29 protein-coding genes are annotated in these 26,618 nt (G+C 43.6%); 27 read left to right on the forward strand and 2 right to left on the reverse strand.

The genetic code is table 11. The annotated features are described in order from the left end of the window. Nucleotides 1-21: 21 nt before the first annotated feature. Complete coding sequence (locus C1G53_RS06600) at nt 22-1,278, reverse strand: ISL3 family transposase (RefSeq protein WP_192873108.1); 1,257 nt, start codon at nt 1,276-1,278, stop codon at nt 22-24. Nucleotides 1,279-1,506: 228 nt separating this feature from the next. Here C1G53_RS06600 and C1G53_RS06605 point away from each other — a divergent pair, with 228 nt between their 5' ends. From C1G53_RS06605 to C1G53_RS06690, 18 genes are all read left to right on the forward strand, one after another. Beyond that, nucleotides 1,507-2,349 carry an aldo/keto reductase gene (locus C1G53_RS06605; protein ID WP_105118157.1) on the forward strand — a complete coding sequence of 281 codons (843 nt, stop codon included), beginning with the start codon at nt 1,507-1,509 and terminating at the stop codon, nt 2,347-2,349. Between the two features lie 77 nt (nt 2,350-2,426). Then, on the forward strand, nt 2,427-4,583 hold the full coding sequence (locus C1G53_RS06610; RefSeq protein WP_105118187.1) for a Tex family protein: 2,157 nt from the start codon (nt 2,427-2,429) through the stop codon (nt 4,581-4,583). Continuing rightward, nucleotides 4,570-5,028, forward strand: coding sequence for a SprT family protein (locus C1G53_RS06615; protein ID WP_105118158.1), 459 nt, complete (start codon nt 4,570-4,572; stop codon nt 5,026-5,028). Before C1G53_RS06610 ends, C1G53_RS06615 begins: the two co-directional genes overlap by 14 nt. Nucleotides 5,029-5,332: 304 nt before the next feature. After that, entirely contained in the window at nt 5,333-6,094 is a 762-nt protein-coding gene (locus tag C1G53_RS06620) for a hypothetical protein (protein WP_105118159.1), read from the forward strand. Beyond that, complete coding sequence (locus C1G53_RS06625; RefSeq protein ID WP_105118160.1) at nt 6,084-6,356, forward strand: PspC domain-containing protein; 273 nt, start codon at nt 6,084-6,086, stop codon at nt 6,354-6,356. Before C1G53_RS06620 ends, C1G53_RS06625 begins: the two co-directional genes overlap by 11 nt. A 218-nt stretch (nt 6,357-6,574) precedes the next feature. Then, nucleotides 6,575-7,822 carry a diaminopimelate decarboxylase gene (locus C1G53_RS06630; RefSeq protein ID WP_105118161.1) on the forward strand — a complete coding sequence of 416 codons (1,248 nt, stop codon included), beginning with the start codon at nt 6,575-6,577 and terminating at the stop codon, nt 7,820-7,822. Nucleotides 7,823-7,922: 100 nt separating this feature from the next. Beyond that, nucleotides 7,923-8,165 carry a YneF family protein gene (locus C1G53_RS06635; RefSeq protein ID WP_105114558.1) on the forward strand — a complete coding sequence of 81 codons (243 nt, stop codon included), beginning with the start codon at nt 7,923-7,925 and terminating at the stop codon, nt 8,163-8,165. Nucleotides 8,166-8,252: 87 nt separating this feature from the next. After that, a complete protein-coding gene (racE, locus tag C1G53_RS06640; protein WP_105114557.1) occupies nt 8,253-9,047 on the forward strand; it encodes a glutamate racemase in 795 nt (264 codons plus the stop codon). Further along, complete coding sequence (locus tag C1G53_RS06645) at nt 9,044-10,054, forward strand: nucleoside-triphosphate diphosphatase (protein WP_105118162.1); 1,011 nt, start codon at nt 9,044-9,046, stop codon at nt 10,052-10,054. The genes racE and C1G53_RS06645 overlap by 4 nt, the downstream gene beginning before the upstream one ends. Beyond that, nucleotides 10,027-10,554 carry a metallophosphoesterase gene (locus tag C1G53_RS06650; protein WP_024402643.1) on the forward strand — a complete coding sequence of 176 codons (528 nt, stop codon included), beginning with the start codon at nt 10,027-10,029 and terminating at the stop codon, nt 10,552-10,554. Before C1G53_RS06645 ends, C1G53_RS06650 begins: the two co-directional genes overlap by 28 nt. Next, complete coding sequence (gene cbpB, locus C1G53_RS06655) at nt 10,551-11,009, forward strand: cyclic-di-AMP-binding protein CbpB (RefSeq protein WP_029179818.1); 459 nt, start codon at nt 10,551-10,553, stop codon at nt 11,007-11,009. The genes C1G53_RS06650 and cbpB overlap by 4 nt, the downstream gene beginning before the upstream one ends. Beyond that, nucleotides 11,006-11,737: a site-specific tyrosine recombinase XerD gene (gene xerD, locus C1G53_RS06660; RefSeq protein ID WP_105118163.1), complete on the forward strand. Its 732-nt coding sequence runs from the start codon at nt 11,006-11,008 to the stop codon at nt 11,735-11,737. The genes cbpB and xerD overlap by 4 nt, the downstream gene beginning before the upstream one ends. Continuing rightward, on the forward strand, nt 11,737-12,456 hold the full coding sequence (locus C1G53_RS06665) for a segregation/condensation protein A (RefSeq protein WP_105118164.1): 720 nt from the start codon (nt 11,737-11,739) through the stop codon (nt 12,454-12,456). The genes xerD and C1G53_RS06665 overlap by 1 nt, the downstream gene beginning before the upstream one ends. Beyond that, a complete protein-coding gene (scpB, locus tag C1G53_RS06670) occupies nt 12,440-13,009 on the forward strand; it encodes an SMC-Scp complex subunit ScpB (protein ID WP_105118165.1) in 570 nt (189 codons plus the stop codon). Before C1G53_RS06665 ends, scpB begins: the two co-directional genes overlap by 17 nt. Beyond that, nucleotides 12,999-13,733, forward strand: a complete 735-nt coding sequence (locus C1G53_RS06675) for a pseudouridine synthase (protein ID WP_105118166.1) — start codon at nt 12,999-13,001, stop codon at nt 13,731-13,733. The genes scpB and C1G53_RS06675 overlap by 11 nt, the downstream gene beginning before the upstream one ends. Next, nucleotides 13,730-13,969: a membrane protein insertion efficiency factor YidD gene (gene yidD, locus C1G53_RS06680; RefSeq protein WP_105118167.1), complete on the forward strand. Its 240-nt coding sequence runs from the start codon at nt 13,730-13,732 to the stop codon at nt 13,967-13,969. The genes C1G53_RS06675 and yidD overlap by 4 nt, the downstream gene beginning before the upstream one ends. A 132-nt stretch (nt 13,970-14,101) precedes the next feature. Beyond that, complete coding sequence (locus C1G53_RS06685; protein ID WP_105118168.1) at nt 14,102-14,950, forward strand: pyridoxamine kinase; 849 nt, start codon at nt 14,102-14,104, stop codon at nt 14,948-14,950. After that, nucleotides 14,947-15,477, forward strand: coding sequence for an ECF transporter S component (locus C1G53_RS06690; RefSeq protein ID WP_105118169.1), 531 nt, complete (start codon nt 14,947-14,949; stop codon nt 15,475-15,477). Before C1G53_RS06685 ends, C1G53_RS06690 begins: the two co-directional genes overlap by 4 nt. 54 nt (nt 15,478-15,531) lie before the next feature. Here the strand turns inward: C1G53_RS06690 and C1G53_RS06695 are convergent, their stop codons facing one another. Then, on the reverse strand, nt 15,532-16,335 hold the full coding sequence (locus C1G53_RS06695; protein ID WP_105118170.1) for a peptidylprolyl isomerase: 804 nt from the start codon (nt 16,333-16,335) through the stop codon (nt 15,532-15,534). A 145-nt stretch (nt 16,336-16,480) separates the two neighbouring features. Between C1G53_RS06695 and C1G53_RS06700 the strand changes: the two genes are divergently transcribed. The 9 genes from C1G53_RS06700 (at nt 16,481) to C1G53_RS06740 (ending at nt 26,590) form a co-directional block, all read left to right on the forward strand. Beyond that, nucleotides 16,481-16,822 (forward strand): DUF2500 domain-containing protein, encoded by a 342-nt coding sequence (locus C1G53_RS06700; RefSeq protein ID WP_105118171.1) that lies wholly within the window; start codon nt 16,481-16,483, stop codon nt 16,820-16,822. A gap of 118 nt (nt 16,823-16,940) precedes the next feature. Then, nucleotides 16,941-17,486, forward strand: a complete 546-nt coding sequence (locus tag C1G53_RS06705; protein ID WP_105118172.1) for a hypothetical protein — start codon at nt 16,941-16,943, stop codon at nt 17,484-17,486. Between the two features lie 157 nt (nt 17,487-17,643). Beyond that, a complete protein-coding gene (locus C1G53_RS06710) occupies nt 17,644-18,633 on the forward strand; it encodes a LacI family DNA-binding transcriptional regulator (protein WP_105118173.1) in 990 nt (329 codons plus the stop codon). A gap of 156 nt (nt 18,634-18,789) precedes the next feature. Then, the gene (locus C1G53_RS06715) at nt 18,790-19,710 is read left to right on the forward strand and encodes an ABC transporter permease (RefSeq protein WP_105118174.1); all 921 of its coding nucleotides are present in this window, start codon (nt 18,790-18,792) and stop codon (nt 19,708-19,710) included. 9 nt (nt 19,711-19,719) lie between these two features. Beyond that, on the forward strand, nt 19,720-20,607 hold the full coding sequence (locus C1G53_RS06720) for a carbohydrate ABC transporter permease (protein ID WP_044682736.1): 888 nt from the start codon (nt 19,720-19,722) through the stop codon (nt 20,605-20,607). Nucleotides 20,608-20,751: 144 nt separating this feature from the next. Continuing rightward, nucleotides 20,752-22,362, forward strand: a complete 1,611-nt coding sequence (locus C1G53_RS06725) for an ABC transporter substrate-binding protein (protein WP_105118175.1) — start codon at nt 20,752-20,754, stop codon at nt 22,360-22,362. Between the two features lie 18 nt (nt 22,363-22,380). Further along, complete coding sequence (locus C1G53_RS06730; protein WP_105118176.1) at nt 22,381-23,739, forward strand: glycoside hydrolase family 32 protein; 1,359 nt, start codon at nt 22,381-22,383, stop codon at nt 23,737-23,739. A 119-nt stretch (nt 23,740-23,858) separates the two neighbouring features. Beyond that, the gene (locus C1G53_RS06735; RefSeq protein ID WP_105118177.1) at nt 23,859-26,204 is read left to right on the forward strand and encodes a DNA translocase FtsK; all 2,346 of its coding nucleotides are present in this window, start codon (nt 23,859-23,861) and stop codon (nt 26,202-26,204) included. After that, the gene (locus tag C1G53_RS06740; protein ID WP_105118178.1) at nt 26,204-26,590 is read left to right on the forward strand and encodes a VOC family protein; all 387 of its coding nucleotides are present in this window, start codon (nt 26,204-26,206) and stop codon (nt 26,588-26,590) included. The genes C1G53_RS06735 and C1G53_RS06740 overlap by 1 nt, the downstream gene beginning before the upstream one ends. Nucleotides 26,591-26,618: the final 28 nt, after the last annotated feature.

Below are 26,618 nucleotides of genomic sequence, written 5' to 3' on the forward strand. Positions count from 1 at the left end.
CTGTAGTGGGTAGATGAAAAGCTAACACCTAGAGAGGACGAAATTCGTTCTCTCTTTCTTTATGTTCAAAGCAATCAAAATGCGTTTTCTAAAGTTTTCAAAGTTCCTAAAACCAAAGGCATTTCTCTTAATGACTTTGATGAGATTGTTGGTAGCTTCCAGTTTGGCATTGGAATAAGGCAATTCCATGGCGTTTAAAACCTTGTCTTTATCCTTTAGAAATGTCTTAAATACCGTCTGGAAAATAGGATTAACAGAGGCTATTTCCTGTTCGATGAGACTGAAGAAATGATCTGAATTTTTCTCTTGGAAATGGAACAAGAGAAATTGATAGAGTTCATAGTGCTGTCGGAGCTCATCTGAGTAGGATAGGAGTTTTTCTAGAATTTCCTTGTTGGTTAAATGCATCCGAAACATAGGGCGATAAAATCGTTTATCGCTGAGTTTACGACTATCCTGTTGTATCAATTTCCAGTAGCGTTTCAAGGCTCGGTATTCCTGCGATTTTCTATCAAGTTGGTTCATAATTTGAATACGGACACGGTTCATAGCACGACTAAGGTGTTGCACGATATGAAAGCGGTCGAGTACAATCTTGGCGTTTGGAAATAGTTGTCTAGCCAATTTGTAGTAGGGACTAAACATATCCATGGTAATGACTTTGACCCGATTTCTAACCTTTCTAGGATAGCGCAGAAAGTGGTTTCGAATGGTTGCTTGAGTTCTTCCGTCCAGAATGGTTATGACATTCAGGGAGTTGAAATCTTGTGCGATAAAGCTCATCTTCCCCTTCTTGAAGGCATACTCGTCCCAGGACATGACTTCTGGAAGCTTGTTCCAATCCGTTTCAAACTTGAACTCATTTAGTTTTCGAATAACTGATGATGTTGAGATGGATAGCCTGTGTGCGATATGTGTCATTGCTTGATTTTCGATGAGTAATTGAGCGATCTTCTGGTTAACTGCGACAGCGATTTGGTGGTTCTTCTTGACAAGAGGAGTTTCAGCGACCGCTATTTTCCCACATTCCTTGCACTTGAAACGACGCTTTCTAAGGCGGATAAGTAAGGGATAGCCAGCAGTTTCTAGGTAGGGAATTTTGGAGGCCTTCTGGAAGTCGTATTTTGCCATTTGTCCCTTGCATTTTGGGCATTTAGGGGCTGTGTAATCCAAGTGACCGTGGAGTTCTAAGTGAGTTCCCAGGTCATATTCATTAGAGATAGTAATATTTTTGTCTTTAATTCTGAGAAAATTTGTGATAAGATTTAGTTGTTCCATATGAACCCTTTCTAATGAGTTGTTTAGTCGCTTTTCATTATAGGTCATATGGGACTTTTTTCTACACTCCAAAAGGCTCCACAATCTCCATGGTGGTTTTACCCACTACAGAAATTATAGAGCCAGATTAATGTGAGCAGACACCTTCGGGTGTCTTTTTTCTACAAAATTTTTGTCAGGGCTTACAATTTAGGTTATACTGGTACTAGAAAATACAGGAGGTCTTTTATGAAGACATATCAATTATCAAATGGTGTTTCCATTCCAAAAATCGCCTTTGGCACCTGGCAAATTCCAGATGGCGAAGAAGCACATCGTGCTGTTCTCTACGCTTTGGAAGCAGGTTATCGTCACATTGACACGGCACAGATTTATGGCAACGAAGCCAGCGTCGGTCAGGCCATTGCTGACAGCAGTGTGGCGCGTGAGGATATTTTCCTGACGACAAAGGTATGGAATGACAAGGTCGGCTATGAGGATACCTTGGATTCAGTTGCTACTTCAATGACCAAGCTGGGCGTGGATTATCTGGACCTACTCCTTATCCACTGGCCAAATCCAAAGGCCATTCGCGACGGCATCGGCTGGAAGGAACGCAATGCCCAAGTTTGGAAAGCCTTGGAAGACTTATATCGTGCAGGTAAGGTCAAGGCTATCGGGGTGTCTAACTTTATGGAACATCACCTGGAAGGCTTGCTTGAAACGGCTGAAATCACACCCATGGTCAACCAGATTATGCTGGCCCCAGGAACTCCTCAGCCAGAATTAGTGGCCTACTGTAAATCCAAGGGCATTCTCTTGGAGGCCTATAGTCCATTTGGTACAGGAACCCTCTTCCAAAGTCAAGAAGCCGCAGACTTGGCCAAGGAAGCAGGCTGCAGCGTCGCCCAACTAGCGCTAGCATGGTCCTTAGAAAAAGGCTTCCTACCATTACCAAAATCAACCAGCCCAGAAAATATCCAGGCTAATTTGGAGATAGAAGATTTGGTTATTAGTCCAGAAGCAGTTGCTCAGTTGGATACATTGACAGGCCTAAAAGGCCAGTTGGATCCTGATTTGGCAGAATTTTAATATAAAAGAGTATGTTGTCATTGCAGCATACTCTTTTGTCATCTCCAACCTACCACTTTCATGCTATAATAGTAGCTATGGAAGAAAAATATTTGAAAATTGCTCAGGAATTGGGCGTTAGTTTAAAACAGATTGATACGGTTCTCTCTTTGACGGCTGAAGGAAACACCATTCCCTTCATCGCTCGTTATCGGAAGGATGTGACGGGGAACTTGGACGAGGTGGTCATCAAGTCTATCATTGATCGGGATAAGGCCTTGACTGCTCTCGCTGACCGTAAGGCTACTGTCCTTGCCAAGATTGAAGAGCAGGGCAAATTGACAGACCAGCTCCGTCAGGCTATCGAGGAAGCGGAAAAGTTGGCAGATGTGGAAGAGCTATACTTGCCTTATAAGGAAAAACGTCGGACCAAGGCAACGGTGGCGCGTGAGGCTGGACTGTTCCCGCTGGCTAGATTGATTTTGCAGAATGTGGCTGACTTGGAAGAACAGGCTGCTGGCTTTATCTGCGAGGGCTTTGACACTGCTCAGGCTTGTTTGGCTGGTGCTGTGGATATTTTGGTGGAAGCTATCTCAGAAGACAATAAGCTTCGGGCTTGGGTTTATCATGAAGTACAAACCAATTCAAGCCTGACTTCAGAGCTAAAAGATCAAGAAGCAGATGAGAAGGAAGTCTTTCAGATTTACTATGACTTTTCTGAGAAAGTAGCGAAGATGCAGGGCTATAAGACTCTGGCCATTAACCGTGGGGAGAAGCTAGGTATTCTCAAGGTTTCCTTTGAACACAATGTGGATAAAATGGTTCGTTTCTTTGAGCTGCGTTTTCCACAGTCCAATAGCTATATCAAGGATGTCATTCAGCAGGCTATTAAGAAGAAAATTCTACCTGCCATGGAGCGCCGTATTCGGACAGAATTGACGGAAGAAGCAGAAGAGGGCGCAATCCAGCTCTTCTCTAAAAACCTCCGCAATCTGCTCCTTGTATCTCCCCTCAAAGGCAAGGTTGTTCTTGGTTTTGACCCAGCCTTTCGAACAGGGGCTAAGCTAGCCGTGGTAGATCAGACTGGAAAGCTCTTGACAACCCAGGTCATCTATCCAGTTGAGCCGGCTGGTCAGCGACAAATTGCTCAGGCAAAAAAAGACTTAGCAGATTTGATTGGGCAATATCAGGTGGAAATCATAGCTATCGGAAATGGAACGGCCAGCCGTGAATCTGAAGCCTTCGTCGCTGATTTGCTCAAGGATTTCCCAGAAGTTTCTTACGTCATCGTCAATGAAAGCGGAGCTTCTGTCTATTCAGCTTCTGAGCTGGCGCGATACGAGTTTCCAGACCTCCCCGTCGAGAAACGCTCTGCCATTTCCATCGCCCGCCGTCTGCAAGACCCTCTGGCTGAATTGGTCAAAATCGATCCCAAGTCCATCGGTGTCGGCCAGTACCAGCACGATGTCAACCAGAAATCTCTGTCTGAGAGCCTAGACTTTGTGGTTGATACGGTGGTCAACCAGGTCGGCGTCAATGTCAATACGGCCAGTCCTGCCCTTCTGGCTCACGTTGCTGGTCTTAACAAGACCATTTCGGAGAACATCGTCAAGTACCGTGAGGAAAATGGTGCCCTGACCTCTCGTCAGCAGCTCAAAAAGGTGCCTCGTCTGGGTGATAAGGCCTTTGAGCAGGCAGCTGGTTTCTTGCGCATCCCAGATGCGACTAACTTCTTGGACAATACTGGCGTGCACCCTGAGTCTTACAAGGCTGTAGAGAACTTGTTGGCACTGCTAGACATTGACCACTTAGATGAGTCTGCGCAGGAAAAATTAAAGCAGGTTGCTATCGCTGATACGGCAGAAAAAATTGGTGTCGGTCAGGAAACCTTGAAGGACATCATCGCAGACTTGCTCAAGCCAGGTCGTGATTTACGGGATGACTTTGAGGCACCAGTCCTCCGTCAAGATGTCTTGGATGTCAAGGACCTGGTAGTCGGACAGGAATTGCAGGGGACAGTCCGTAATATTGTGGACTTTGGAGCCTTTGTGGACATCGGTGTCCATGAAGATGGCTTGGTTCACATTTCACGCATGGTCAAACGCAAACGGGATAAGAATGGACGCCAACAAGTCTTGCCTCATCCAAGTGAAGTCCTCGCTGTTGGGGAAATCGTAACGGTCTGGGTGGTTGAAGTGGACATCAAACGCAACCGTATCGGTCTTAGCCTTTTGAAACCAAATGGATCTGAATAAGTATGTGCAAGAAGTCTCCTTGCAAGACTTCGGTAAGGAATTTCGGCATGTCGCAGTCTGGAACAGACGATTGAGGTCAACGGGTGGTCGCTTCTTTCCTAAAGATGGCCACTTGGACTTTAATCCCAAGCACTTGGAGGAGCAAGGCTTAGAAGTTTTTCGGAAGATTGTTCGTCACGAGCTCTGCCATTACCATCTTTACTTTGAGAAGAAAGGCTATCGGCATGGGGACAAGGACTTCAAGGAACTGCTGGCTGCGGTGGACGGCCTGCGCTATGCTCCCAAACTAGAACAAGCAGCCAAGCCGAGTTTGATTTACAGCTGCCAGTCCTGTGGACAAGTCTACCAGCGCAAGCGCCGCATTGACCTAAAAAAATACCGATGTGGGAAATGTCGGGGGCTCCTAGAGAACAATTTCATAGATCATAAAAGAACCAGTTCTTAGATACCTACTGAGGACTGGTTTTCTTTATGCTTTGTCATTCTAAATTTCGGAAAGTCTTGGGATTTTTCCATCTACATGATATAATTTTATAGAAAGCCCTTCCGCAGTTCCCAAGCGTATTCATTTTTTATCGTCCAAGTCTGAGATACTTCTTTCTATTTTCTTGTTTCGCTGTCACATTTTCAATTATTTTCAGAAAAGGTGCTCTAGTCCTATGGACTAGCCTCAGTTTGCCAATATCAGCCTTTGGGCTGATGTTTTCCAGGAAGTTTGTGATATACTAGAAGGGAATTGAGGTGAAATCATGGTACAGAAACAACAAGAACGATTGATTGAGCTTTATGAAAAGGGGATTTTGACCAAGGAAGAGGCACGGGCCTGTTTTTTGAAATTTGAGGAACGACCGGATGTGCTCTTTGTGGAAGAAAAACACAAGACTGGTTTTACCTTGCCCAATTTCAAGGTCTTTGCTTCGTCAAAATTGAAGCAGGCCTATAGCTTTGAAGGGATTGAATCCTTATTTTTACAGCTATCAGAAGGACGGCTAACCATGACCAAGGCTAAGTCTAATCAGGTCGGGGTTGAAATTGTCTACAATCAGGATGCTCCTGAAAACCAGTTGCCTCGTATCTATGTGGAGAAACGTGGTCTGTATTTTAGTAGTAGCTTGCCTTGTCGTCTGACCATTAGTTTGCCTCAGGAATGGATGTCTGTACTGGACTTGGAACTGGGGCAGGCAGATGCTCGCTTGGATTATTTACCGTTTGAGGATATTTCTATCCGCAGTGCAAGGGATAAAAAACAACAGGATATCCGCTTGACAACCTGCGGTGGCTACCCACAGCATCTATCTGTTCAATTAAATCAGGCTCAAGTGACCCTCTATCCTGGAAAATCTCAAGGGATACAAGGGCAACTGATTTCTTCATCTGGTCAGGTTCTGGTCAATCGCAAGAAGAAAATCAGCCCCTACCAGTTTGAAAAAACGGGCAGTGATGTGCTCTTTGTAAAAGGGCAGACGGGGCAGGGCTGCTTCTATGTGAAAGGAATAAAAGATGTTAATTGATTTGTACAAGCTCAGACAGGGCAAGATTTTATCTGGTGTCCTTGCAGGGCTGGCCCATAAACTGGGCTGGGAAGCATGGGGGATGCGTGTGCTCTTCCTGGCTGCTCTATTTTTAGGAAAAACATCTCTGCTGACCCTGGCTCTCTATATAGCAGGAGCTTATTTTCTGCCCTATAAAGAAGACCAGGATGCGGAACGCTATGGGACTGGTCCGCGTAAGATAAAAGATGCAGAGAAGGTACATAAATCTTGGTTTGAATAAGAAATAGATTTATAAGTCTCAGTTCGGAATTTAGTTTGCATCAATTTCCGGTTATAGATAATGAAAAGCACCCTAGAAAACGGATAGTATAGAAAGTTTCTAGGGGCTCTTTATTTTTCTGGAAATAGACATCGACCTCATAGTTGGCATAAACTGTTTCATTTCTTGAAAAGTGTTTTCTGTGGTATAATAGGAAAAATATTTGATGAGGTAGAGATATGACCAAGACACCATTTGTTAGTAAAGAAGTTCTAGAAACCATAACGGAGCAATTTCCCACTCCCTTTCATTTGTATGATGAAAAAGGCATTCGTGACAAGGCTCGTGCTTTAAATGCAGCTTTTGCGTGGAATAAGGGTTTTAAGGAATATTTTGCAGTCAAAGCAACACCGACACCAGCCATTTTGAAAATCTTGCAAGAAGAAGGCTGTGGAGTGGATTGTGCGACAGATGTAGAAGTGCTCATGAGTGAAAAAATGGGCTTCAAGGACATCATGTTCACATCAAATGATACGCAAGCCCAAGAATTTGTCTATGCTCGTAAAGTTGGTGCAACAATCAACTTGGATGCCTATGAGCACATTGAGTTTTTGAAAAATGTTGCTGGGATCCCAGAAACCGTCTGCCTCCGTTACAATCCAGGTGGAGTATTCTCACTGGGAACGGATATTATGGACCATCCTGAAGAGTCTAAGTTTGGCATGACCAAGGAACAGTTGATGAAAGGCTATAAGGAGTTAAAAGAACTTGGTGTCAAGGAATTTGGTATCCATGCTTTCTTGGCTTCTAATACTGTTACCAATGACTATTATCCTGTTCTGGCGCGTCAGTTGTTTGAATTGGCTTTGGAAATTCGTGAGGAAACAGGTGTGACCTTGGACTTCATCAACCTATCAGGTGGGATTGGTGTCAACTATCGCCCAGATCAAGAAGCAAACGACATTGCAGTCATTGGTGAGGGGGTTCGCAAGGCCTATGAGGAAATTCTCACGCCAGCTGGTATGGGACATGTCAAAATTTTTACGGAATTGGGTCGCTTTATGTTGGCGCCGCATGGTCACTTGATTACCAAGGTGCTTCATCGTAAGGAAACCTATCGGACCTATGTAGGTGTAGATGCCTCAGCTGCCAACCTCATGCGCCCAGCCTTCTACGGCGCCTATCACCATATCACTAACATCACTCGACCAGACGCTCCGATTGAAGTAGTGGATGTAGCAGGCTCTTTATGTGAAAACAACGATAAATTTGCGGTTAATCGGGAATTGCCACGGGCAGAAGTAGGAGATACCTTGGTCATCCATGATAGTGGAGCCCACGGATTCTCCATGGGTTACAATTACAACGGTCGTTTGCGTTCTTCTGAAATTCTTTTGCAGGAAGATGGTACAGCTCGTATGATTCGTCGTGCTGAAACTCCTGAGGATTATTTCGCAACCATTTACGGTTTTGATTTTGACAGGTAAGTCTTGGAAAAGCTTGCTAAATTTGGTATAATAGATTCATTAAGAGATTGTCGCAGGGCAATTCCGAATGAATTATTTTTAGAAGAGTCAGGAGATTGATATGCAATTAGGTATCGGTTTAGTAATTGTTTTGGTGCTTGTGGCACTTGCAGGTGGTGTAGCCTTGGGGATTTACTTGTCACGCAAACAAGTGGAAAACTATATTGCTGATAAGCCAGTTTTGGATGAAAATGCCTTGCGCTTGATGATGAGCCAAATGGGTCAAAAACCAAGCGAAGCAAAAGTACAACAAGTACTTCGCCAAATCAAGAGCCAGCAAAAAGCAGCAAGCAAGAAAAAATAAGCGACATGGGACTGGGATATTCTTTCCCATTCCCTTTTTTTGAGTAAGAAAGAAAGGTTAGTCAGACTTCTGGCTATTCTTAGCAGTATGGATAATAGACCTATAGGATTTTTAGATTCAGGTGTGGGTGGTTTGACGGTTGTGCGTGAACTCATGCGTCAATTACCCCATGAAGAAATCGTTTATATCGGAGATTCTGCACGAGCTCCTTACGGTCCTAGACCAGCTGAACAAATCAGAGAATATACTTGGGAATTGGTGCGCTTCTTATTGACAAAAAATGTCAAAATGATTGTCCTTGCCTGTAATACAGCTACAGCAATTGTCTTGGATGAAATCAAGGAATCTCTAGATATTCCCGTTTTGGGAGTTATCTTGCCAGGTGCCTCCGCAGCCATCAAGGCGACAAGGAATGGGAAGATTGGGGTTTTAGGAACCGCTATGACCATCCAATCGGATATTTACAGACAAAAGATACAGGCTCTCTCTCCTGGGATACAGGTAGAAAGCTTGGCTTGTCCCAAGTTTGTCCCTTTGGTAGAGTCCAATGGACATCAATCTAGTTTGGCAAAGAAAGTTGTCTATGATAGTCTGCGTCCCTTGGTCGGTCAGGTAGATACGCTGGTTTTGGGCTGTACCCATTACCCCCTGCTCCGCCCCATTATTCAGAATGCCATGGGCAAGGATGTCAAGTTGATTGACAGTGGAGCAGAGTGCGCACGGGATATTTCGGTTTTGTTGAATTATTTCGAAATCAACCGAAGTCGTACCGAAAAGGATGTTCAGCACCGTTTTTACACAACAGCTAGCCCAGCAGCTTTCAAGGAAATTGCTGAAAGCTGGATGGGCATTGATATTTATGTGGAGCATGTAGAACTATGACTGACAAGATATACGAATACAGAGATGAACATAACTGGTTTATCGGAAAGGCTAGCTTTGCCAACCTATTTAGTTCCTTTGGAGAAACTGGCAGAGAACAAGAAATTTACCAGATTGGTCAATTGTTTGACAAACTCATTGCTGGCAACTATGAAGATGAGAATTTTAACCAGTGTGTCAATATTGAGGTGATTAAACTTCAGTCTGAATTTTCCCTCTTCCAGTTTGCCTGTGATGTTTTGAATGAGTTAAACAATAGACAGTTCAAGGCCCTCCAACACCAAGGGGCTATTCTGGTAACAGAGAATGACAAGCTTCTCTTGGTTCATCTGCCAAAAGATGGTGTGGCTATGTCAAGTTTCTTCGGTCAAGACAAGGGGTTGGCAAGCGTGGGAGATACCATCTTGATTGCCACTAAAAATGAAGGTAAGACCAAGGAATTCCGTAAGTTTTTTGAGCGGTTTGGTTACCAAGTTGAGAACCTCAACAACTATCCTGACCTGCCAGATGTAGCAGAAACAGGTATGACTTTTGAAGAAAATGCACGGCTTAAGGCTGAAACCATAGCAGAGCTGACAGGCAAGATGGTCTTGGCAGATGATTCAGGTTTGAAGGTTGATGCACTTGGCGGACTGCCAGGGGTCTGGTCTGCACGTTTTTCAGGTCCAGACGCCACAGATGAGCTCAATAATGCCAAACTCTTGCATGAGTTAGCTATGGTCTTCGACTTGAAAAATCGCTCTGCTCAGTTCCATTGCACCCTGGTCATGGCGGCTCCAAATCGTGATAGTTTGGTTGTCGAAGCTGACTGGGAAGGTTTTATCGGTATGGAACTTCGAGGGGAAAACGGATTTGGCTATGATCCGCTCTTCCTCGTCGGTGAAACAGGCAAGACCTCAGCAGAGTTGACCCTAGAAGAAAAAAATCAGATTTCCCACCGTGCACAAGCACTAGAAAAATTAGTGGAGGCATTTCCAGTATGGCAGGAGCAAGCAAAACAATCCTAGTCATGAGCGACTCTCATGGGGATAGACAGATTGTAGAAGAGATTAAAAACCACTATCTTGGCAAGGTCGATGCCATCTTTCACAATGGTGATTCGGAGCTGGACAGTCAAGATAGTCTTTGGGATGGCATCCAAGTGGTCAATGGCAACTGCGACTATTTTGGCGGTTATCCAGACCAGCTCATTACTCAATTGGATGATGTGACCATTGCCCAAACCCATGGACATCTTTATGGTATTAACTATGGCTGGCAACGCTTGGATTATTGGGCACAGGAAGTGGATGCGGATATTTGTTTGTATGGGCATCTGCATGTACCTGATGCGGAAGTGCGTGGCAAGACTCTCTTTCTCAATCCTGGCTCCGTTAGTCAGCCACGTGGCTTGGTCAGAGAGTGCCTTTATGCTCTTGTGACCATCTATGATGATCACTTCCATGTGGATTACTACAATCGCCACCACCAACTTTACCCAGCATTGACAAAGGATATTTCAAGATGATTGCACGAGAATTTGAGGCCTTTTTGTTGGACCAAGAAGAAACCTTCTTGACCCCAGCGGATAAATTGGCTGTTATTATCGATACCCATAATATTGATCATGCTAAATTGTTGCTCAGCCACATGACCTATTCTCGTGTGCCTGTAGTAACAGAAGACGGCCGATTCTTTGGGACCATTGGCTTGACGGAAATTATTAAATACCAGGCTGAGCATGAGTTGTCAGACGATGAATTGAATACGGATATTTCCCTGATTGCAAAGACGGATGAAGAAACGGTAGGTCTGGATTATGATTTGACAGAAGTCATGCGCAAGCTAGTTGACCAATCCTTCCTACCTGTTCTAGGGGAAAACAGAGAATTTCTAGGAATTATTACCCGCAAATCCATTCTGAAAGCCATCAATGCGCTTTTGCATAATTTTCCCTTGGCATCAAAAGAAGGCAAGAAATGAAGCAGGCTATAGGAGAGTTTATCCAGACTAAAAAGGTCAGTGTCAACAGTCAAAAATCCTATACTTATGACCTACAGCAATTTGTGGAGTTGACCAAGGGCGACATAGATCAGCAGTCACTCTTGCTCTATCAGCAGTCCCTGCTAGACTTGAAACCTGCTGCTCAGAGAAGAAAACTATCGGCGGTCAATCAATTTCTCTTCTTTCTTTATGAAAGAGGTCACTTGGACAGGTTTTACAAGCTACAGGCTATGGCAGGACCGGCTCGTGTCAAAAAGAAGTTGGAAAGCGAAGACCTGTCTTTACTCTTTAAAGAAAGTCCTTGGTTAGAAGGTCAGCTTATCGCACTTTTGATAGCCTATTTAGGCTTGACGCCTAGTGAAATAGCAGAGCTGACCAGCCAGCAGATCAATTTGGATTTTCAAGTCTTGACAGTAGAGAAAGGTGTGACCAAGCGTGTTCTATCCATTCCCAAGGAATTAGTTGGCTACCTTGAAGGGCATCTGACAGGGCACTATGTCTTTGACAAGAAAGGCCAGACCTATTCTCGTCAGTGGTTTTTCAATCGCTTGACCGAATTTGTTCAATCCATTGGGAAGTCGGATTGGACTGCTCAAAAATTGCGAGAGCAGTACATTCTAGCTCAAATCAGAGAAGGAAAATCCCTTGATCAAATCGCCAAGCAGTTGGGACTAAAAACAAGCATGAGTTTGGAAAAATTTAGATAATGGATATAAAATTAAAAGATTTTGAAGGACCCTTGGATCTCTTACTGCATCTGGTGTCCAAGTACCAAATGGATATTTACGAGGTTCCAATTACAGAGGTCATTGAACAATACCTGGCCTATATTGCGACCTTGCAAGCCATGCGCTTGGAGGTGGCAGGAGAGTATATGGTCATGGCCAGTCAATTGATGGTCATTAAAAGCCGGAGGCTCTTGCCAAAAGTCGTTGAACAGTCAGATCCCGAGGACGACCCAGAAATGGATCTCTTGGATCAATTGGAAGAATACCGCAAGTTCAAGCTACTCAGCGAAAAACTGGGAGAGCAACATGATGAACGGGCTAACTATTTTTCAAAACCAAAATTGGACTTGATTTATGAGGATGTCCAGCTAGCCAAAGATAAAACTGTCATCGATATTTTCCTTGCCTTTTCTAAGGTCATGGCTGAAAAACAGGCCAGTCTTGGTCAGTCCCACGCAACTATTGCTCGGGATGAGTATAAGATCGAAGACATGATGGACCTTGTCCGTAGTCGTTTCCAAGTTGCCCCTCGCATTGAACTGCGTCAGCTTTTTCAGGAGAGCCAGGATATCAATGAAATGATTACGATCTTCCTTGCGACTTTGGAATTGGTCAAGGTTCATGAAATCATCTTGGAACAGGCAGAAACCTTTGGAGATATTTATCTAGTAAGGAGTGAAGATGAATCGCTTAGCTGAAATCGAAGTCCTGCTTTTTGTAGCAGGTGAGGATGGCTTGAGTTTACGCAATTTGGCTGAAATGTTGGAATTGCAGCCCACAGCTGTCAGCCAGCAATTAGAAAAACTCAGTGAAAAATACATGGCCGACAAGGCATCAGGCCTGGCTCTCTTAGAATCTTCCAACCGCTACAAGTTGGTGACGAAAAAGGAGTATGCCGACTTGTTGCGGATTTATGCTAAAACCCCCATCAATCAGACCATGTCGCGAGCCCTTTTGGAAACCTTGTCAATCGTAGCCTACAAGCAACCAATCACACGGATTGAAGTTGATGATATTCGCGGAGTTAATTCCAGCGGTGCCATCAGTAAATTGCAGGCCTTTGACCTCATTCGTGAGAACGGGAAGAAAGAGGTACTTGGCAGGCCCAATCTATATGTCACAACGGATTATTTTCTGGATTACATGGGGATTAACAGTCTAGAAGAATTGCCTGATGTATCAGAACTTGACTTGGTGGAGCAAGAAACCGAGCTATTCCTAGAAAGAAATGAGTTAGAAAATGAGAATTAACAAATACATTGCCCACGCTGGTGTAGCCAGTCGTCGTAAGGCAGAAGAATTGATTAAGCAAGGTCGTGTTACCGTCAATGGTCAAGTTGTCCGTGAGTTGGCAACGACCATTAAGTCTGGAGATAAGGTAGAAGTAGAAGGCCAACCTATTTACAACGAGGAAAAAGTTTATTACTTGCTCCATAAGCCAAAAGGTGTTATTTCCAGCGTGTCAGATGACAAGGGCAGAAAGACCGTTGTGGACTTGTTGCCAACCGTCAAAGAACGGATTTATCCTGTTGGTCGTCTGGACTGGGATACGTCAGGTGTCTTGATTTTGACCAATGATGGTGATTTTACGGATGAGATGATTCACCCTCGAAATGAGATTGACAAGGTTTACTTGGCGCGTGTCAAAGGAGTTGCCAATAAGGAAGTACTCCGTCCCTTGACTCGTGGCGTTGTCATTGATGGCAAGAAAACTAAGCCGGCTGTTTATGAGATTATCAAGGTTGATCCTGTTAAAAATCGCTCTGTGGTCGAGTTGACCATCCATGAAGGGCGTAATCATCAGGTTAAGAAGATGTTTGAAGCGGTTGGTCTGCAGGTGGACAAACTTTCTCGTACTCGCTTTGGGAATTTGGATTTGACTGGCTTGCGTCCAGGAGAATACCGCAAGCTTAATAAGAAAGACATCAGTAAACTGCATACGCTAGCAGTTACAAAACCGGTGAAGAAAAAATGACCAAGCTCCTTATAGGCTTGGTCAGGTTTTACCAGAAATGCATTTCTCCCCTCTTTCCGCCTTCCTGTCGCTATCAGCCGACTTGTTCAAGTTACATGATAGAGGCCTTACAGAAACATGGACTCAAGGGATTTTTGATGGGCTTGGCTCGAATTGGTCGCTGTCATCCCTTTGTGGAAGGTGGAGAAGATCCTGTTCCAGACAGATTTAGCTTGAAACGTAACAAACAGAAGTAGGGATACCTACTTTTTCTTTTTGGTCTACCTGATACAGCCATCTGACCTAGTACAGATGGCTTTTATAATGATTGAAAAGTATATGAAAATCCTTTGCAATTTTATTTAAGAGAAATAATTTAGGAGGTAGTTATGGTTCGGCGATTATTGCTTGCAAACGATCTACCTGGTGTTGGTAAGGTTGCACTTGCAACGAGTATCCCTCTTGCGGCAGCTTGTCAGGTAGAAACAATGCTTCTACCTACAGTTCTTTTATCCTCCCATACAGGCGGTTTTCCAGATGTTGTCAGCCAAGAGTTGACTGATTTGAATAGGGCCTATTTGGGACAGTGGAAGAAATTGAATTTGGAAGTAACTGGAATTTTGTCAGGTTATTGCAGAAGTCCCCAGCAACTAAGTCAGCTGGCTATCTATGCTAAAGAAATAGAAATTCCCTTGATTGTCGATCCGATTATGGGTGATAATGGGCGACTCTATTCAGGTTTCACACCTTCTTATGCAGAAGCCATGAAGGAACTGGCTCAGTCAGCTACTCTAATTCTACCAAATTTGACTGAGGCTGCTTTATTAACCGGTAGGGAGTATCTGGGCGATTTCTACGATATTCAGGATATTGAGGATTTAATAATATCTTTAGCAGAGCAGGTATCTGCAGATATTGTACTGACAGGGATTTCCTTTGGTGATCGCCAAATTGGCGTAGCCTATTTTCAGCAGGAAACAGGGGAAATAACGACCTATATGTCGAAAAAATACCCAGCGCACTTCTTTGGAACAGGGGATATATTATCTACCTTGTTGGCTCTAGCAACCATTGAAAATATTAGTCTTCATCAGGCAATTCCCCTCGCTTTAGACTTTATTGACAAGAGTTTAAAACAAACCCTTTCACTGAATCGAGATTTAAAGTTGGGGATTTATTTTGAGCCATTTCTAGCAGAATTACAGGAAGCATTTCAAAAACTAAAGGAGAAAGTATGAAACAGAATCATTTACGCTCATTAACAGAAGTTAGTCTATTTGCAGCCCTTATTTGTGTGGTTGTCTTCTTCATTCGTATTCCATTTGGTAGTCAATTTGTTCACCTAGGCAATGCACTGGTGGTAGTAGGAGTGTTGCTACTTGGAGCCAAAAAAGGAGCCGTGGCGGCGTCACTGGGTCTAGGTATCTTTGATTTACTATCTGGCTATGCCTCAGTTGCTTGGATTACCATTCTGGAATCGCTCATCGTTTGCCTTATTCTTCATTTATTTTATGAAAAATTCCTAAAGAAAAATGATAGCTTACCCAATATTGTCTTGGTTGGAGTTGTTGCAGCAATCACCAAAATTATTTTAAACCTTTTGAAGTATACAGTAACGGGGAGTCTAGTCGGTGGGCTAACCTATTCGGCATCCTTCCTTGCTGCTTTGAGTAAAATCTTAGGAACCTATGGCACTGCGGTTACAACTATCATTGCTGTACCCCTTCTTTATAAAGTATTCAAGGGTATATATCGTCGCAACTAGTTCAGTATAGAAAAAAGCTTGAGGTTTGTAATTTACTCAAGCTTTTTTATTCTGTTATTTAGTGTAATCTTTCAGTATTTCAATGGCTTCAATTTTGACATCTGTTTTAGGTTTGTCACTGTTATCCGTTTCGACAGAGGCGATTTTATCCACAATGTCCATACCTTCGATAACTTGTCCAAAGACGGTATGCTTGCCATCTAGGTTTGGATTTCCTCCAGTTTTATAGGCTTCGATGATTTTGCCTGGATAGCTAGAGGACGAGAGTTGGCTTGACATATCAGTTGTATTCTGGTTGATAAAGAACTGGCTGCCATTGGTTCCTGCGCCAGCATTGGCCATAGATAATGAACCGCGGATATTGTAGAGGAAGGCAGAAATTTCATCTTTGAAACCATAGCCGGCGTCGATAGTTGTTCCCTTTCCAGCCCAGATAGATTCACCGCCTGTACCATTTCCCAGAGGATCTCCTCCTTGAATCATGAAATCCTTGATAACCCTGTGGAAAATGGTGCCATTGTAGTAGCCGTTTTTGGCATGGGTCAGGAAGTTTTCCACTGTCAATGGTGCTTGCTCTGGGAAGAGTTTGATAGTGATGTCCCCCTCGGTCGTTTTGATTTTTACAACGGCCTCGTTTTCAGCAATATCGCTAGATAGCTGAGGGAAACTAGCATCGGGATTGTTGATGGCGTAGGCTAGGTCTTTGGCATACTTACTAGAAGCAGTTGTGTCCGTGGTGGTTGCTAAGGTCGAGCTGGAGCTAGATGACCTTGATTGTTCAGTGCTGGTAGTGGAATTGCTTGCACAGGCTGTTAATAAAATTGTAGATGCTAGAGCAAAAAATAGTTGTTTTTTCATGGAAAATCCTTTCTGTGAAACGTAAAATTATGCTCATTTTACCATGATTTCATGCAATTTTCAATTTTCTGCTGAAGTGACAAAATTTCTATAGATTTTTGTGGATAATTTGATATACTATTAGTAAAAAAAGGAGCAGTTAAGTATGGAAGATTTGGTCAATAGTTCAGGTTTGTTTATGTTGTTTTTCTACGCTCTTGCGACACTCATACTAGGCATCGTTTGTTTTCAGATATTCAAAAATACGACGGAGTGGCTTCGTAATAATCAGTCACCAAGAGAAACGTGTACTGCCAAGCTGGTTGCCAAACGGACCCATGTCTTTGGCAATGAAATGGCACGGACCAATTATTATGTGACCTTTGAATGGGAAGGCAAACGGCAAGAGTTTCGTGTTCGCTCGGATGAATTTGCCCTCTTGGCTGAGGGCGACAGGGGAACCCTACACTTTCAGGGAACCCGCTTCCTAGGCTTTAATCGGAGCTAGGGTTCCTTTTCTGTTTGAAATCTACAAAATAGTGTATAATAGCAGGAGTTTATCAGTTAAATGTCTTGGTCGATCAAACCAGTCAGGCTGATAGAAATACTCTTGGAGAAAGTTGAACATGTCAGCAGAAAAACGTATTGAAGAAATGTATAAGGACCACGAGGTCAAGCCCTATATCTCCCCAGAACGCGACCTAGCGACCTGGCTCTTAGAAGCCAAGCCAGTGCCCAAACGCAATATGGTTCGTCTGGAAGAAGGAATTTTGCCAGGAGATATTATTTTGCTATGGCGGATTAGCCTGGGTTCTTTTGAAACGACGACGCCCTACTCAAAATATTTCGAGTACATGTATGGTATCAACGGTCCTGCTCACATGGAGCAGTTGATCGCAGACGGTTATGCCTATGTGGAATCAGCCTTTGATTCCCTAGACCATATCACCTCGACTGCCAAGAAAAATATCCTCAAAGCAGAAGGAGTGACAGGCCTGTCCAAGATGAAGGCGGCAGACCTGGACACTGCCCTCAAGGACAACTTGACAGAAGAAAAGCTGGCTCCATACTTTACCGTCCGTGGTTATGCCTTGACGGAAAAAGGCAGAGCTGCACTCGATAATCACCCAGAAGTGCTTGCAAAACACCCAATGAAGAAGATGTACAAATAAATATAGAAAAGATTTTTGAACGGCACCCAAAAGTTAGAAAAATTCTAGCTTTTTGGGTGTTTTTATTTGCTAATAAGTCTATTTCCCTTGACAGAAAACGCTATCAATGATATTCTAGTATAAATTATTGAAACGTTTCAAAAGAAAGGGGTAAACCATGGAAGAGCAAAAATCAATCACCATGAAAGACGTTGCGCGAGTTGCTGGTGTGAGCGTTGGGACTGTATCAAGAGTTATCAACAATGAGCCAGGTATTAAGGAAAGCACGCTTGAAAAAGTCAATGCAGCCATCAAGGAATTGAATTACATTCCAGATGTTTATGCCCGTGGCATGAAGAAGAACAAGACCGAAACCATTGCCTTGATTATTCCGACAGTTTGGCATCCTTTTTTTGGAGAATTTGCCTATCATGTTGAAGTTGAACTGAGTAAGAAAAATTACAAGTTGCTCCTTTGCAATATTTCTGGTCCAAAAAGGGAACTGGATTATCTGACTATGCTGCAACAAAATAAGGTGGACGGCATTATCGCCATCACCTACAGTCCCATTGATGATTACCTATCGTCCAATATTCCTTTTGTGAGTATCGACCGCACCTATGAAAATAAGGCTATTGCCTGTGTCAGTTCGGACAACCAAGCTGGTGCGGAGTTAGCGGCGGACATCTTGATTGCAAAAGGTGGCCGCCATTTTGCCTTTATCGGTGGGCACAATAAAACCATCAACGAAACCAAGAAGCGAAGAATCTATTTTGAAAAACGGATAGTAGAAGCTGGTTTTCCTTGTCAAGTCTTGGATTTGGAAGAACCCTATGATGATTTTGTTGGAACAGTAGAGAAATTTTTGATTGCCAACCCGCAAATTGATGCCATTTTTACCATCAATGATTTTGTGGCTCTTGACACCCTTTCCATTTTGGAAAAACTGGGACGACGGGTTCCAGAAGATGTGCAGGTAATCGGCTATGACGGTATTCAATTGGCAAGTGAACGTTCTTTAGAACTTTCCACCATTCGTCAGCCATTGGAGGCTATGGCCCAAGAAGCAGTTGCCTGTCTAGCCGATGTCATCGAGAAAAGAGAGCGTCCTCTCCAAGTTACATTACCAATTTCTTACCTAGAAGGAAAAACGACAAAAAATTTTTAAAAAAGCAGTTGACAGAAAACGGTTACAATGATAAAATAAAATCATCAATAAACAGTTGGTTTTATTTTTACAAGAAAAATGAAACGTTTCAAAAACAGAGGAGTTTATCCTCTTTCTAAAACAGAAAATTTTGAAACGTTTCAAAAAGGAGTTCTTATGAAAACATCAAAACTGAAACAAGCTAGTCTATTCGATAGAATCAAGCAACAGAAACTCTTGTTACTGATGTTACTACCGGGCTTGATCTTGACCTTCATATTCCGTTACATTCCTATGTACGGGGTGCTGATTGCCTTTAAGGACTACAACCCCTTAAAAGGGGTACTTGGCAGTGAGTGGATTGGGTTTGAAGAGTTTACCAAGTTTCTCTCTTCTCCAAACTTCGCTACCTTACTTGCCAACACCTTGAAATTGAGTGTCTACGGTCTGCTCCTAGGATTTCTCCCACCCATTATTTTGGCCATCATGCTCAATCAACTATTGAGCGATAAGGCTAAAAAACGGATTCAGTTGGTGCTCTACGCTCCAAACTTTATCTCGGTCGTGGTCATCGTCGGTATGATTTTCCTCTTCTTCTCAGTAGGAGGACCTGTCAATTCCATCCTAGGAATGTTTGGCATTGAAGCAAACTTCTTGACAGATCCTGACTTCTTTAGACCGCTCTATATTCTCAGTGGTATCTGGCAGGGAATGGGCTGGGCGTCAACTCTTTACACGGCTACCTTAGTCAATGTTGATCCGGCCTTGATTGAAGCGGCGAAACTAGACGGTGCCAATATCTTCCAACGTATCTGGCATATTGACTTACCAGCACTAAAACCAGTTATGGTCATTCAGTTTATCTTAGCAGCTGGGGGCATCATGAACGTTGGTTACGAAAAAGCCTTTCTGATGCAGACTTCCCTCAACCTGACCAGCTCTGAAATCATCTCAACCTATGTCTATAAAATCGGTTTGGTGTCAGGGGACTACTCTTACTCAACAGCGGTTGGTTTGTTCAATGCCTTTATCAATATTATCCTGCTGATTGCAGTCAATAAGATTGTCCAACGCATTAACGACGGACAAGGCTTATAGGAGGTTCGTATGAATACACAAATGTACACAAAATTTGACAAGCGAATGCTGGTTGTCAATAAAATCTTGCTGGCATTTCTTGTTCTCATAACAGTTGTGCCTATGGTCTATATCTTAGTCGCTTCCTTCATGGATCCGCAGGCTTTGATCAGCAAGGGCATTAGCTTTGATCCAAAGGACTGGACAGTAGAAGGTTATCAACGGGTATTTTCAGACAAGTCTATCCTACGCGGATTCTTCAACTCCCTCTTTTATTCCTTCTCCTTTGCTTTCGTGACCGTGGCTATCTCAGTCATGACTGCCTATCCACTCTCTAAAAAAGATTTGGTTGGGAAAAAATGGATTAATGCCTTTCTGGTTTTCACCATGTTCTTCGGTGGTGGGCTTGTTCCGACCTATCTCTTGGTAAAAGATTTGGGAATGCTGAACACCGTTTGGGCCATTATTATTCCTGGAGCAGTCAATGTTTGGAATATCATCTTGGCACGGACCTATTTCCAAGGCTTGCCAGATGAGTTGGTAGAAGCAGCCGTTATGGATGGTGCCAATGAATTTCAGATTTTCTGGAAAATCATGATTCCACTAGCTAAGCCAATCATGTTTGTACTTTTCCTCTATGCCTTTGTCGGTCAATGGAATTCTTACTTTGATGCCATGATTTACATCAAGGATCCAGACTTGGAGCCACTCCAACTAGTACTTCGTAAAATCCTCATTCAAAGCGAGCCTGCTAAGGATATGATTGGTGCCCAGGCTGCCATGAATGAAATGAAACGCATCGCAGAAATGATTAAGTATGCGACTATTGTCATCTCAAGCTTGCCACTCATTGTCATGTATCCATTCTTCCAGAAATACTTTGACAAGGGTATTATGGCTGGTTCACTAAAAGGTTAATAAATATCTTTCATTTTCTCTTTTCTTACGTCGTTAACTCACTTTGCCGTACTTCAGTACAGCCTTCAGCTCGTTGCCTAGTAATAAAAGGAAACTGAAAGATATTCTAAAAAATCAATTTACAAATATAGGAGGTTGTTTCTGATGAAACACAAATTTGGAAAAACAGTTGTTACGCTTCTAGCAAGTACCGTTTTATTGGCTGCTTGTGGCTCAAAAAATACTGCATCAAGCCCTGATTATGAATTGAAAGATGTTCAATTCCCGCTTGAAAAATCAGTTACGCTTAAGTTTATGACAGCTAGCTCCCCCCTAGCTCCAGCTGATCCAAATGACAAGTTGATTTTCCAACGTCTTGAGGAAGAAACTGGCGTTCATATTGAATGGACCAACTACCAGTCTGACTTTGGTGAAAAGCGGAACTTGGACATCGCTTCAGGTGATTTGCCAGACGCCATCCATAATGACGGGGCTTCTGATGTGGAATTGATGAACTGGGCAAAACAAGGGGTGATCGTACCAGTTGAAGACTTGATTGATGAGCATATGCCAAACCTCAAGAAAATTTTGGATGAAAATCCAGAATACCGTTCCATGATTACAGCACCAGACGGACATATCTACTCATTCCCATGGATTGAAGAGCTAGGTGAAGGCAAGGAATCGATCCACACTGTTAACGATATTGCTTGGATCAACAAAGAATGGTTGAACAAGCTTGGTCTTGACATGCCAAAAACAACGGATGACTTGATTAAGGTCCTTGAAGCCTTCAAGACCAAGGACCCTAACGGAAATGGTAAGGCAGATGAAATCCCAATGTCTTTTGTCAACGGTAACGGCGGCGAAGACTTCAAGATTCTCTTTGGTGCCTTTGGCGTCGGAGATAACGACGACCACATCGTTGTCAACAATGACGGCACTGTTGACTTTACAGCAGACAACGAAGACTACAAAGAAGGTGTTGAGTTCATGCGTACCCTTCAAGAAAAAGGACTCATTGACCCAGAAGCCTTTGAGCAAGACTGGAATACCTACTTGGCAAAAGGTAGTGAAAATCTATACGGTGTTTACTTCACTTGGGATAAAGCGAACATTACAGGGATGAACGATACTTATGACATCTTGCCAGTATTGGCAGGTCCTGATGGAACCAAGCATATCACTCGTACAAACGGTATGGGCTTCCAACGCGACCGTATGGTTATCACCTCAGCTAACAAAAACTTGGAGTTGACAGCTAAATGGATTGACGCTCAATATGCTCCGCTCCAATCTGTTCAAAACAACTGGGGTACCTATGGGGACGAAACCCAACAAAACATATTTGAACTTGATACAGCAACCAATAGCCTTAAGCACCTGCCATTGAACGGTACTGCACCAGGCGAATTGCGTCAGAAGACAGAAGTTGGTGGACCGCTTGCTATTCTTGACGAATACTACGGTACAGTGACAACTATGCCAGACGATGCGAAATGGCGTTTGGACTTGATGCACGCTACTTATCTTGACTATGTGACCAACGATGATATCTACCCTCGTGTCTTCATGGAACAAGAAGATTTGGACAAGATTGCCCAAGTTGAAGCAGACATGAACGACTTCATCTACCGCAAACGTGCAGAATGGATTGTCAACGGTGGTGTCGATGCGGAATGGGATAGCTATTTGAAAGAATTGGAAAGTTATGGTCTTTCTGACTGGCTAGCTATCAAGCAAAAATACTACGATCAATACAAAGTAAATCAGTAATTTAAAAGGAGGCTGCCTGTGAAAACAGTTGATAAAGCCAATCAATTTATTCAGACAGAAAAAGGAAACGTCAATCCGATTTTCAAACCGAAAGCCCATTTAACACCAGAAACAGGCTGGATGAACGACCCCAATGGATTTATCTACTTCCGTGGAGAATACCATTTGTTCTACCAATTCAACCCTTACGAGAGTGTTTGGGGACCGATGCACTGGGGTCATGCGAAAAGTAAGGACTTGGTCAACTGGGAACAACTTCCAGTTGCCCTAGCTCCTGATAAAGCTTACGATAAAGACGGCTGTTTCTCGGGCTCTGCCATTGTCAAAGATGATGTCCTTTGGCTCATGTACACAGGTCACATCGTCAATGAAGACGGGACAGTTAGCCAAGTTCAGAACATGGCCTTCTCAACTGATGGTATTCACTTTGAAAAAATCGAGCAGAATCCAGTCGCAACAGCAGATGGACTGCCAGAAGAAGTCATTGCCAATGACTTCCGCGATCCGAAGATTTTTGAGAAAGAAGGACACTACTACTCGGTTGTTGCGACCAAGCACAAGGACAATGTCGGCTGTATCGTCTTACTTAGCTCTCCCAACCTGACGGATTGGAAATTTGAGTCTATCTTCTTGAAAGGCGAGGCCAACCAAGGCTTTGTCTGGGAATGTCCTGACTACTTTGAAGTGGACGGTCAAGAGTACCTGATTATTTCTCCAATGCGTTACCAAAAAGACGGGAATGACTTTATCAATATCAATTCCAACATCTTTGTGACAGGTCATGTGGACTGGGATAAAAAGGTCTTTGTGGCAGATTCCTTTAAGGAAATTGACCACGGACATGATTTCTATGCAGCTCAAACGACTGAAGGTCCAGAAGGGGAACGTGTTATGATTGCCTGGATACATACATGGGGTCGCAAGTTGGTGACCAATGACCTAGGTCATAAGTGGTACGGTCAGATGACCCTTCCACGCATTCTCAAGAAGACTAAAAACGGATTGCACCAAGTTCTGCCAACAAGTGTCTTGGAAGCCTTCAAGGATATTGAATTTGGACAAAGTATCCAAGGTCCAAGCAAGCTCTCTCTTAGACTGGAAGACAGTTTGGAACTAAAACTTGGAAGCGACAAAGATTACCTGCAATTTGGTTACGATAAGGAAAGCCAAGAAGTCTATATTGACCGTAGTCATCTCAAAATCCAGCAAGCTGGGGAAGAAGAGTGGCCAACGGTTCGCCGAGCAGTTACTGTCCAAGTGACAGACTTGTTGGTCTTGGTTGACACCAACTGTGTGGAAATTCTTGTCAACGACGGTCATGAAACCTTGACCTCAACCTTCTATGTAGAAGGGCAGACCTGTCTGAACACTTTATAATATTTGCTCCCTAAATTATTTTTACTCCAAGAAGGGTCCTGTGAATGCAGGGCTTTTTCTGATATGAAAAATATTCTCAATTATGATAAAATAAAGAGATTGAGAAAGTAGAGGAAGTTATGGCAAAAACGAGTAAAAAAGGAAAGACGACTAGGCGGCCGACCAAGGCAGAACAAGCCCAGCAGGAAAAGGTAAAAAATATCACCCTAAGGGTGGCTGGTATTCTACTTGTCCTCTTCGCTGCTATTCGCTTGGGAGCATTTGGAGTAACGAGTTATAACTTACTGCGCTTACTGTTTGGAAGTGTGACCTACCTAGTTTTGGTAGGTGCCCTTATTTTCCTATTTGCGCCGGCACGGATTCGCAGTCGCAAAGGGACTGTATCGGGGTTCTGTTTCCTTCTTATTGGCCTATTGATTGAATTTCAGGCTTATTTGGACCTAGGTTATAAAGGAAGTGACTTATTCAACCAGACCTTCAAACTTATCTTGAGCGATTTATCTAAGTTTCAGGTGACCAACTTTGTTGGAGGTGGCTTGCTGGGCAGTATCTTTTATTGGCCGGTGTCCGTCCTCTTTTCCAATGCAGGTGCCTTCTTCATCGGATTCTTGGTCCTGGCCTTTGGGATTTTTAAGTTAGGTCCATGGTCTGTCTATGATGTGGCGGATGGCTTAGCTATAGCTAAGGATAAGTTGGCTGAGGGACAGGCAAAACGGGCAGAGCTTCGTGAGGTCAAGCGGGTTGAACGAGAAGAAAAACGTCAGCTAGAATTGGCTCGCCTTGAGGAAGAGCGACTTCAGTTAGAGGAAACGGAAAATACTCAGACCATTGAGTTAGATGATAGACGGATTGACTTGGAAACTGGTGAAATCCTGGAAGAACAAACTTTCCAAGTTCCTATTATCTCTGGCTATGACCATCAGGTAGAAGATGAATTTCCGGTTATGCTGGTGGAGGATGAGGAAGAAATTTCCCCTCAGAGCCAGCCTATTGCTGAAGATGATGGCCAAGATATTCAGATTGATTTCAAACCCAAGAAGAATTTGGTTTACAAACTGCCGTCCATTGACCTATTTGCACCTGTCAAGTCTAAAGGACAAGGAAATGAGAAAAAGATTGTCCGTCAAAATATCAAGGTATTAGAAGATACTTTTGCGAGTTTTGGTATAAAGGTAGTGGTTGAGCGTGCGGAGATCGGTCCATCCGTAACCCGTTATGAATTAAAACCGGCTGTCGGTGTGCGAGTCAATCGGATTTCCAATCTGGCAGATGATTTGGCTTTGGCACTGGCTGCTAAGGATGTCCGTATTGAGGCACCTATTCCGGGTAAATCCTTGGTTGGTATCGAAGTGCCAAACTCAGAAGTGGCCATGGTTTCCTTCCGAGAACTTTGGGAACAATCCAAGACGGATGCTAGTAAGTTATTAGAAATTCCACTGGGTAAGGCAGTCAATGGTTCTGTCCGTTCTTTTGATCTGACCAAAATGCCCCATCTCTTGGTCGCTGGTTCAACTGGTTCAGGGAAATCCGTTGCAGTTAACGGTATCATCTCTTCTATTTTGATGAAGGCAGGACCAGACCAGGTCAAATTTATGATGATTGATCCCAAGATGGTTGAATTGTCCGTCTATAACGATATTCCCCATTTGCTCATCCCAGTAGTGACCAATCCGCGCAAGGCGGCTCGAGCCCTGCAAAAAGTCGTGGACGAAATGGAAAAACGCTACGAGCTCTTTAGTCATATCGGTGTGCGCAATTTGGAAGGCTACAATGCCAAGGTAGAAGAGTTTAATAGTCGTTCAGAAGAGAAACAAATCCCACTTCCCCTCATTGTCGTCATTGTTGATGAGTTGGCAGACCTCATGATGGTGGCCAGCAAGGAAGTGGAAGATGCCATTATTCGTTTGGGGCAAAAGGCGCGTGCAGCAGGTATTCACATGATTTTGGCCACCCAACGTCCGTCAGTTGATGTTATCTCTGGCTTGATTAAGGCTAATGTTCCATCTCGTGTCGCTTTTGCGGTCGCTTCTGGAACAGATTCGCGGACTATCTTGGGAGAAAATGGAGCGGAGAAACTCTTGGGTCGTGGAGATATGCTCTTCCATCCTATTGGAGAGTCTGCACCCGTTCGATTACAAGGTTCCTTTATTTCCGACGACGATGTTGAGCGAATTGTCAACTTTGTCAAGGAACAAGCAGAGGCTGAATATGACGAAACCTTTGATCCTGGTGAAGTGGCAGAGGGTGAGGGCGAGGCTGGATTTGGAGATGAGGGTGGAGATCCACTATTCAATGAAGCGCGTGCCTTGGTAGTGGAAACCCAGAAAGCCAGTGCCTCTATGATCCAACGACGCTTGTCTGTCGGCTTTAACCGAGCAACCAGATTGATGGAAGAATTGGAAGCAGCAGGAGTGATTGGTCCAGCAGAAGGCACCAAACCCAGAAAGGTATTGGAAACACAGTAATGAAATTTGAAGCAGTCCACCATATTGCCATCATCGGCAGCCATTATGAACGAACACGAGAGTTCTATGTTGAAAAATTAGGCTTTGAGCAGTTGGATGAACACATCCGTCCAGAAAAAAATGACATTCTCTTCAATGTCAAAAAAGGAAATATGGTCTTGGAAATTTTTATCAAGCCGGATGCACCTATTCGTCCAGCCATGCCCAATCCAGAACACACTGGGCTTCGCCATCTAGCATTTAAAGTGGCAGATGTGGAAGCTTGTCTGGAAGAATTTGACCGTTTGGGCATTCGACACGAAGCCCTTCGGACAGATGATTTTGACGGGAAGAAGATGGCTTTCTTCTTTGATCCCGATGGCCTCCCCTTAGAAATTCATGAATAGAAAGAGCCCCTTGTAACAGCTAGCTACA

The organism is Streptococcus suis (genome assembly GCF_002960445.1).
GTDB lineage: Bacteria > Bacillota > Bacilli > Lactobacillales > Streptococcaceae > Streptococcus > Streptococcus hyiners.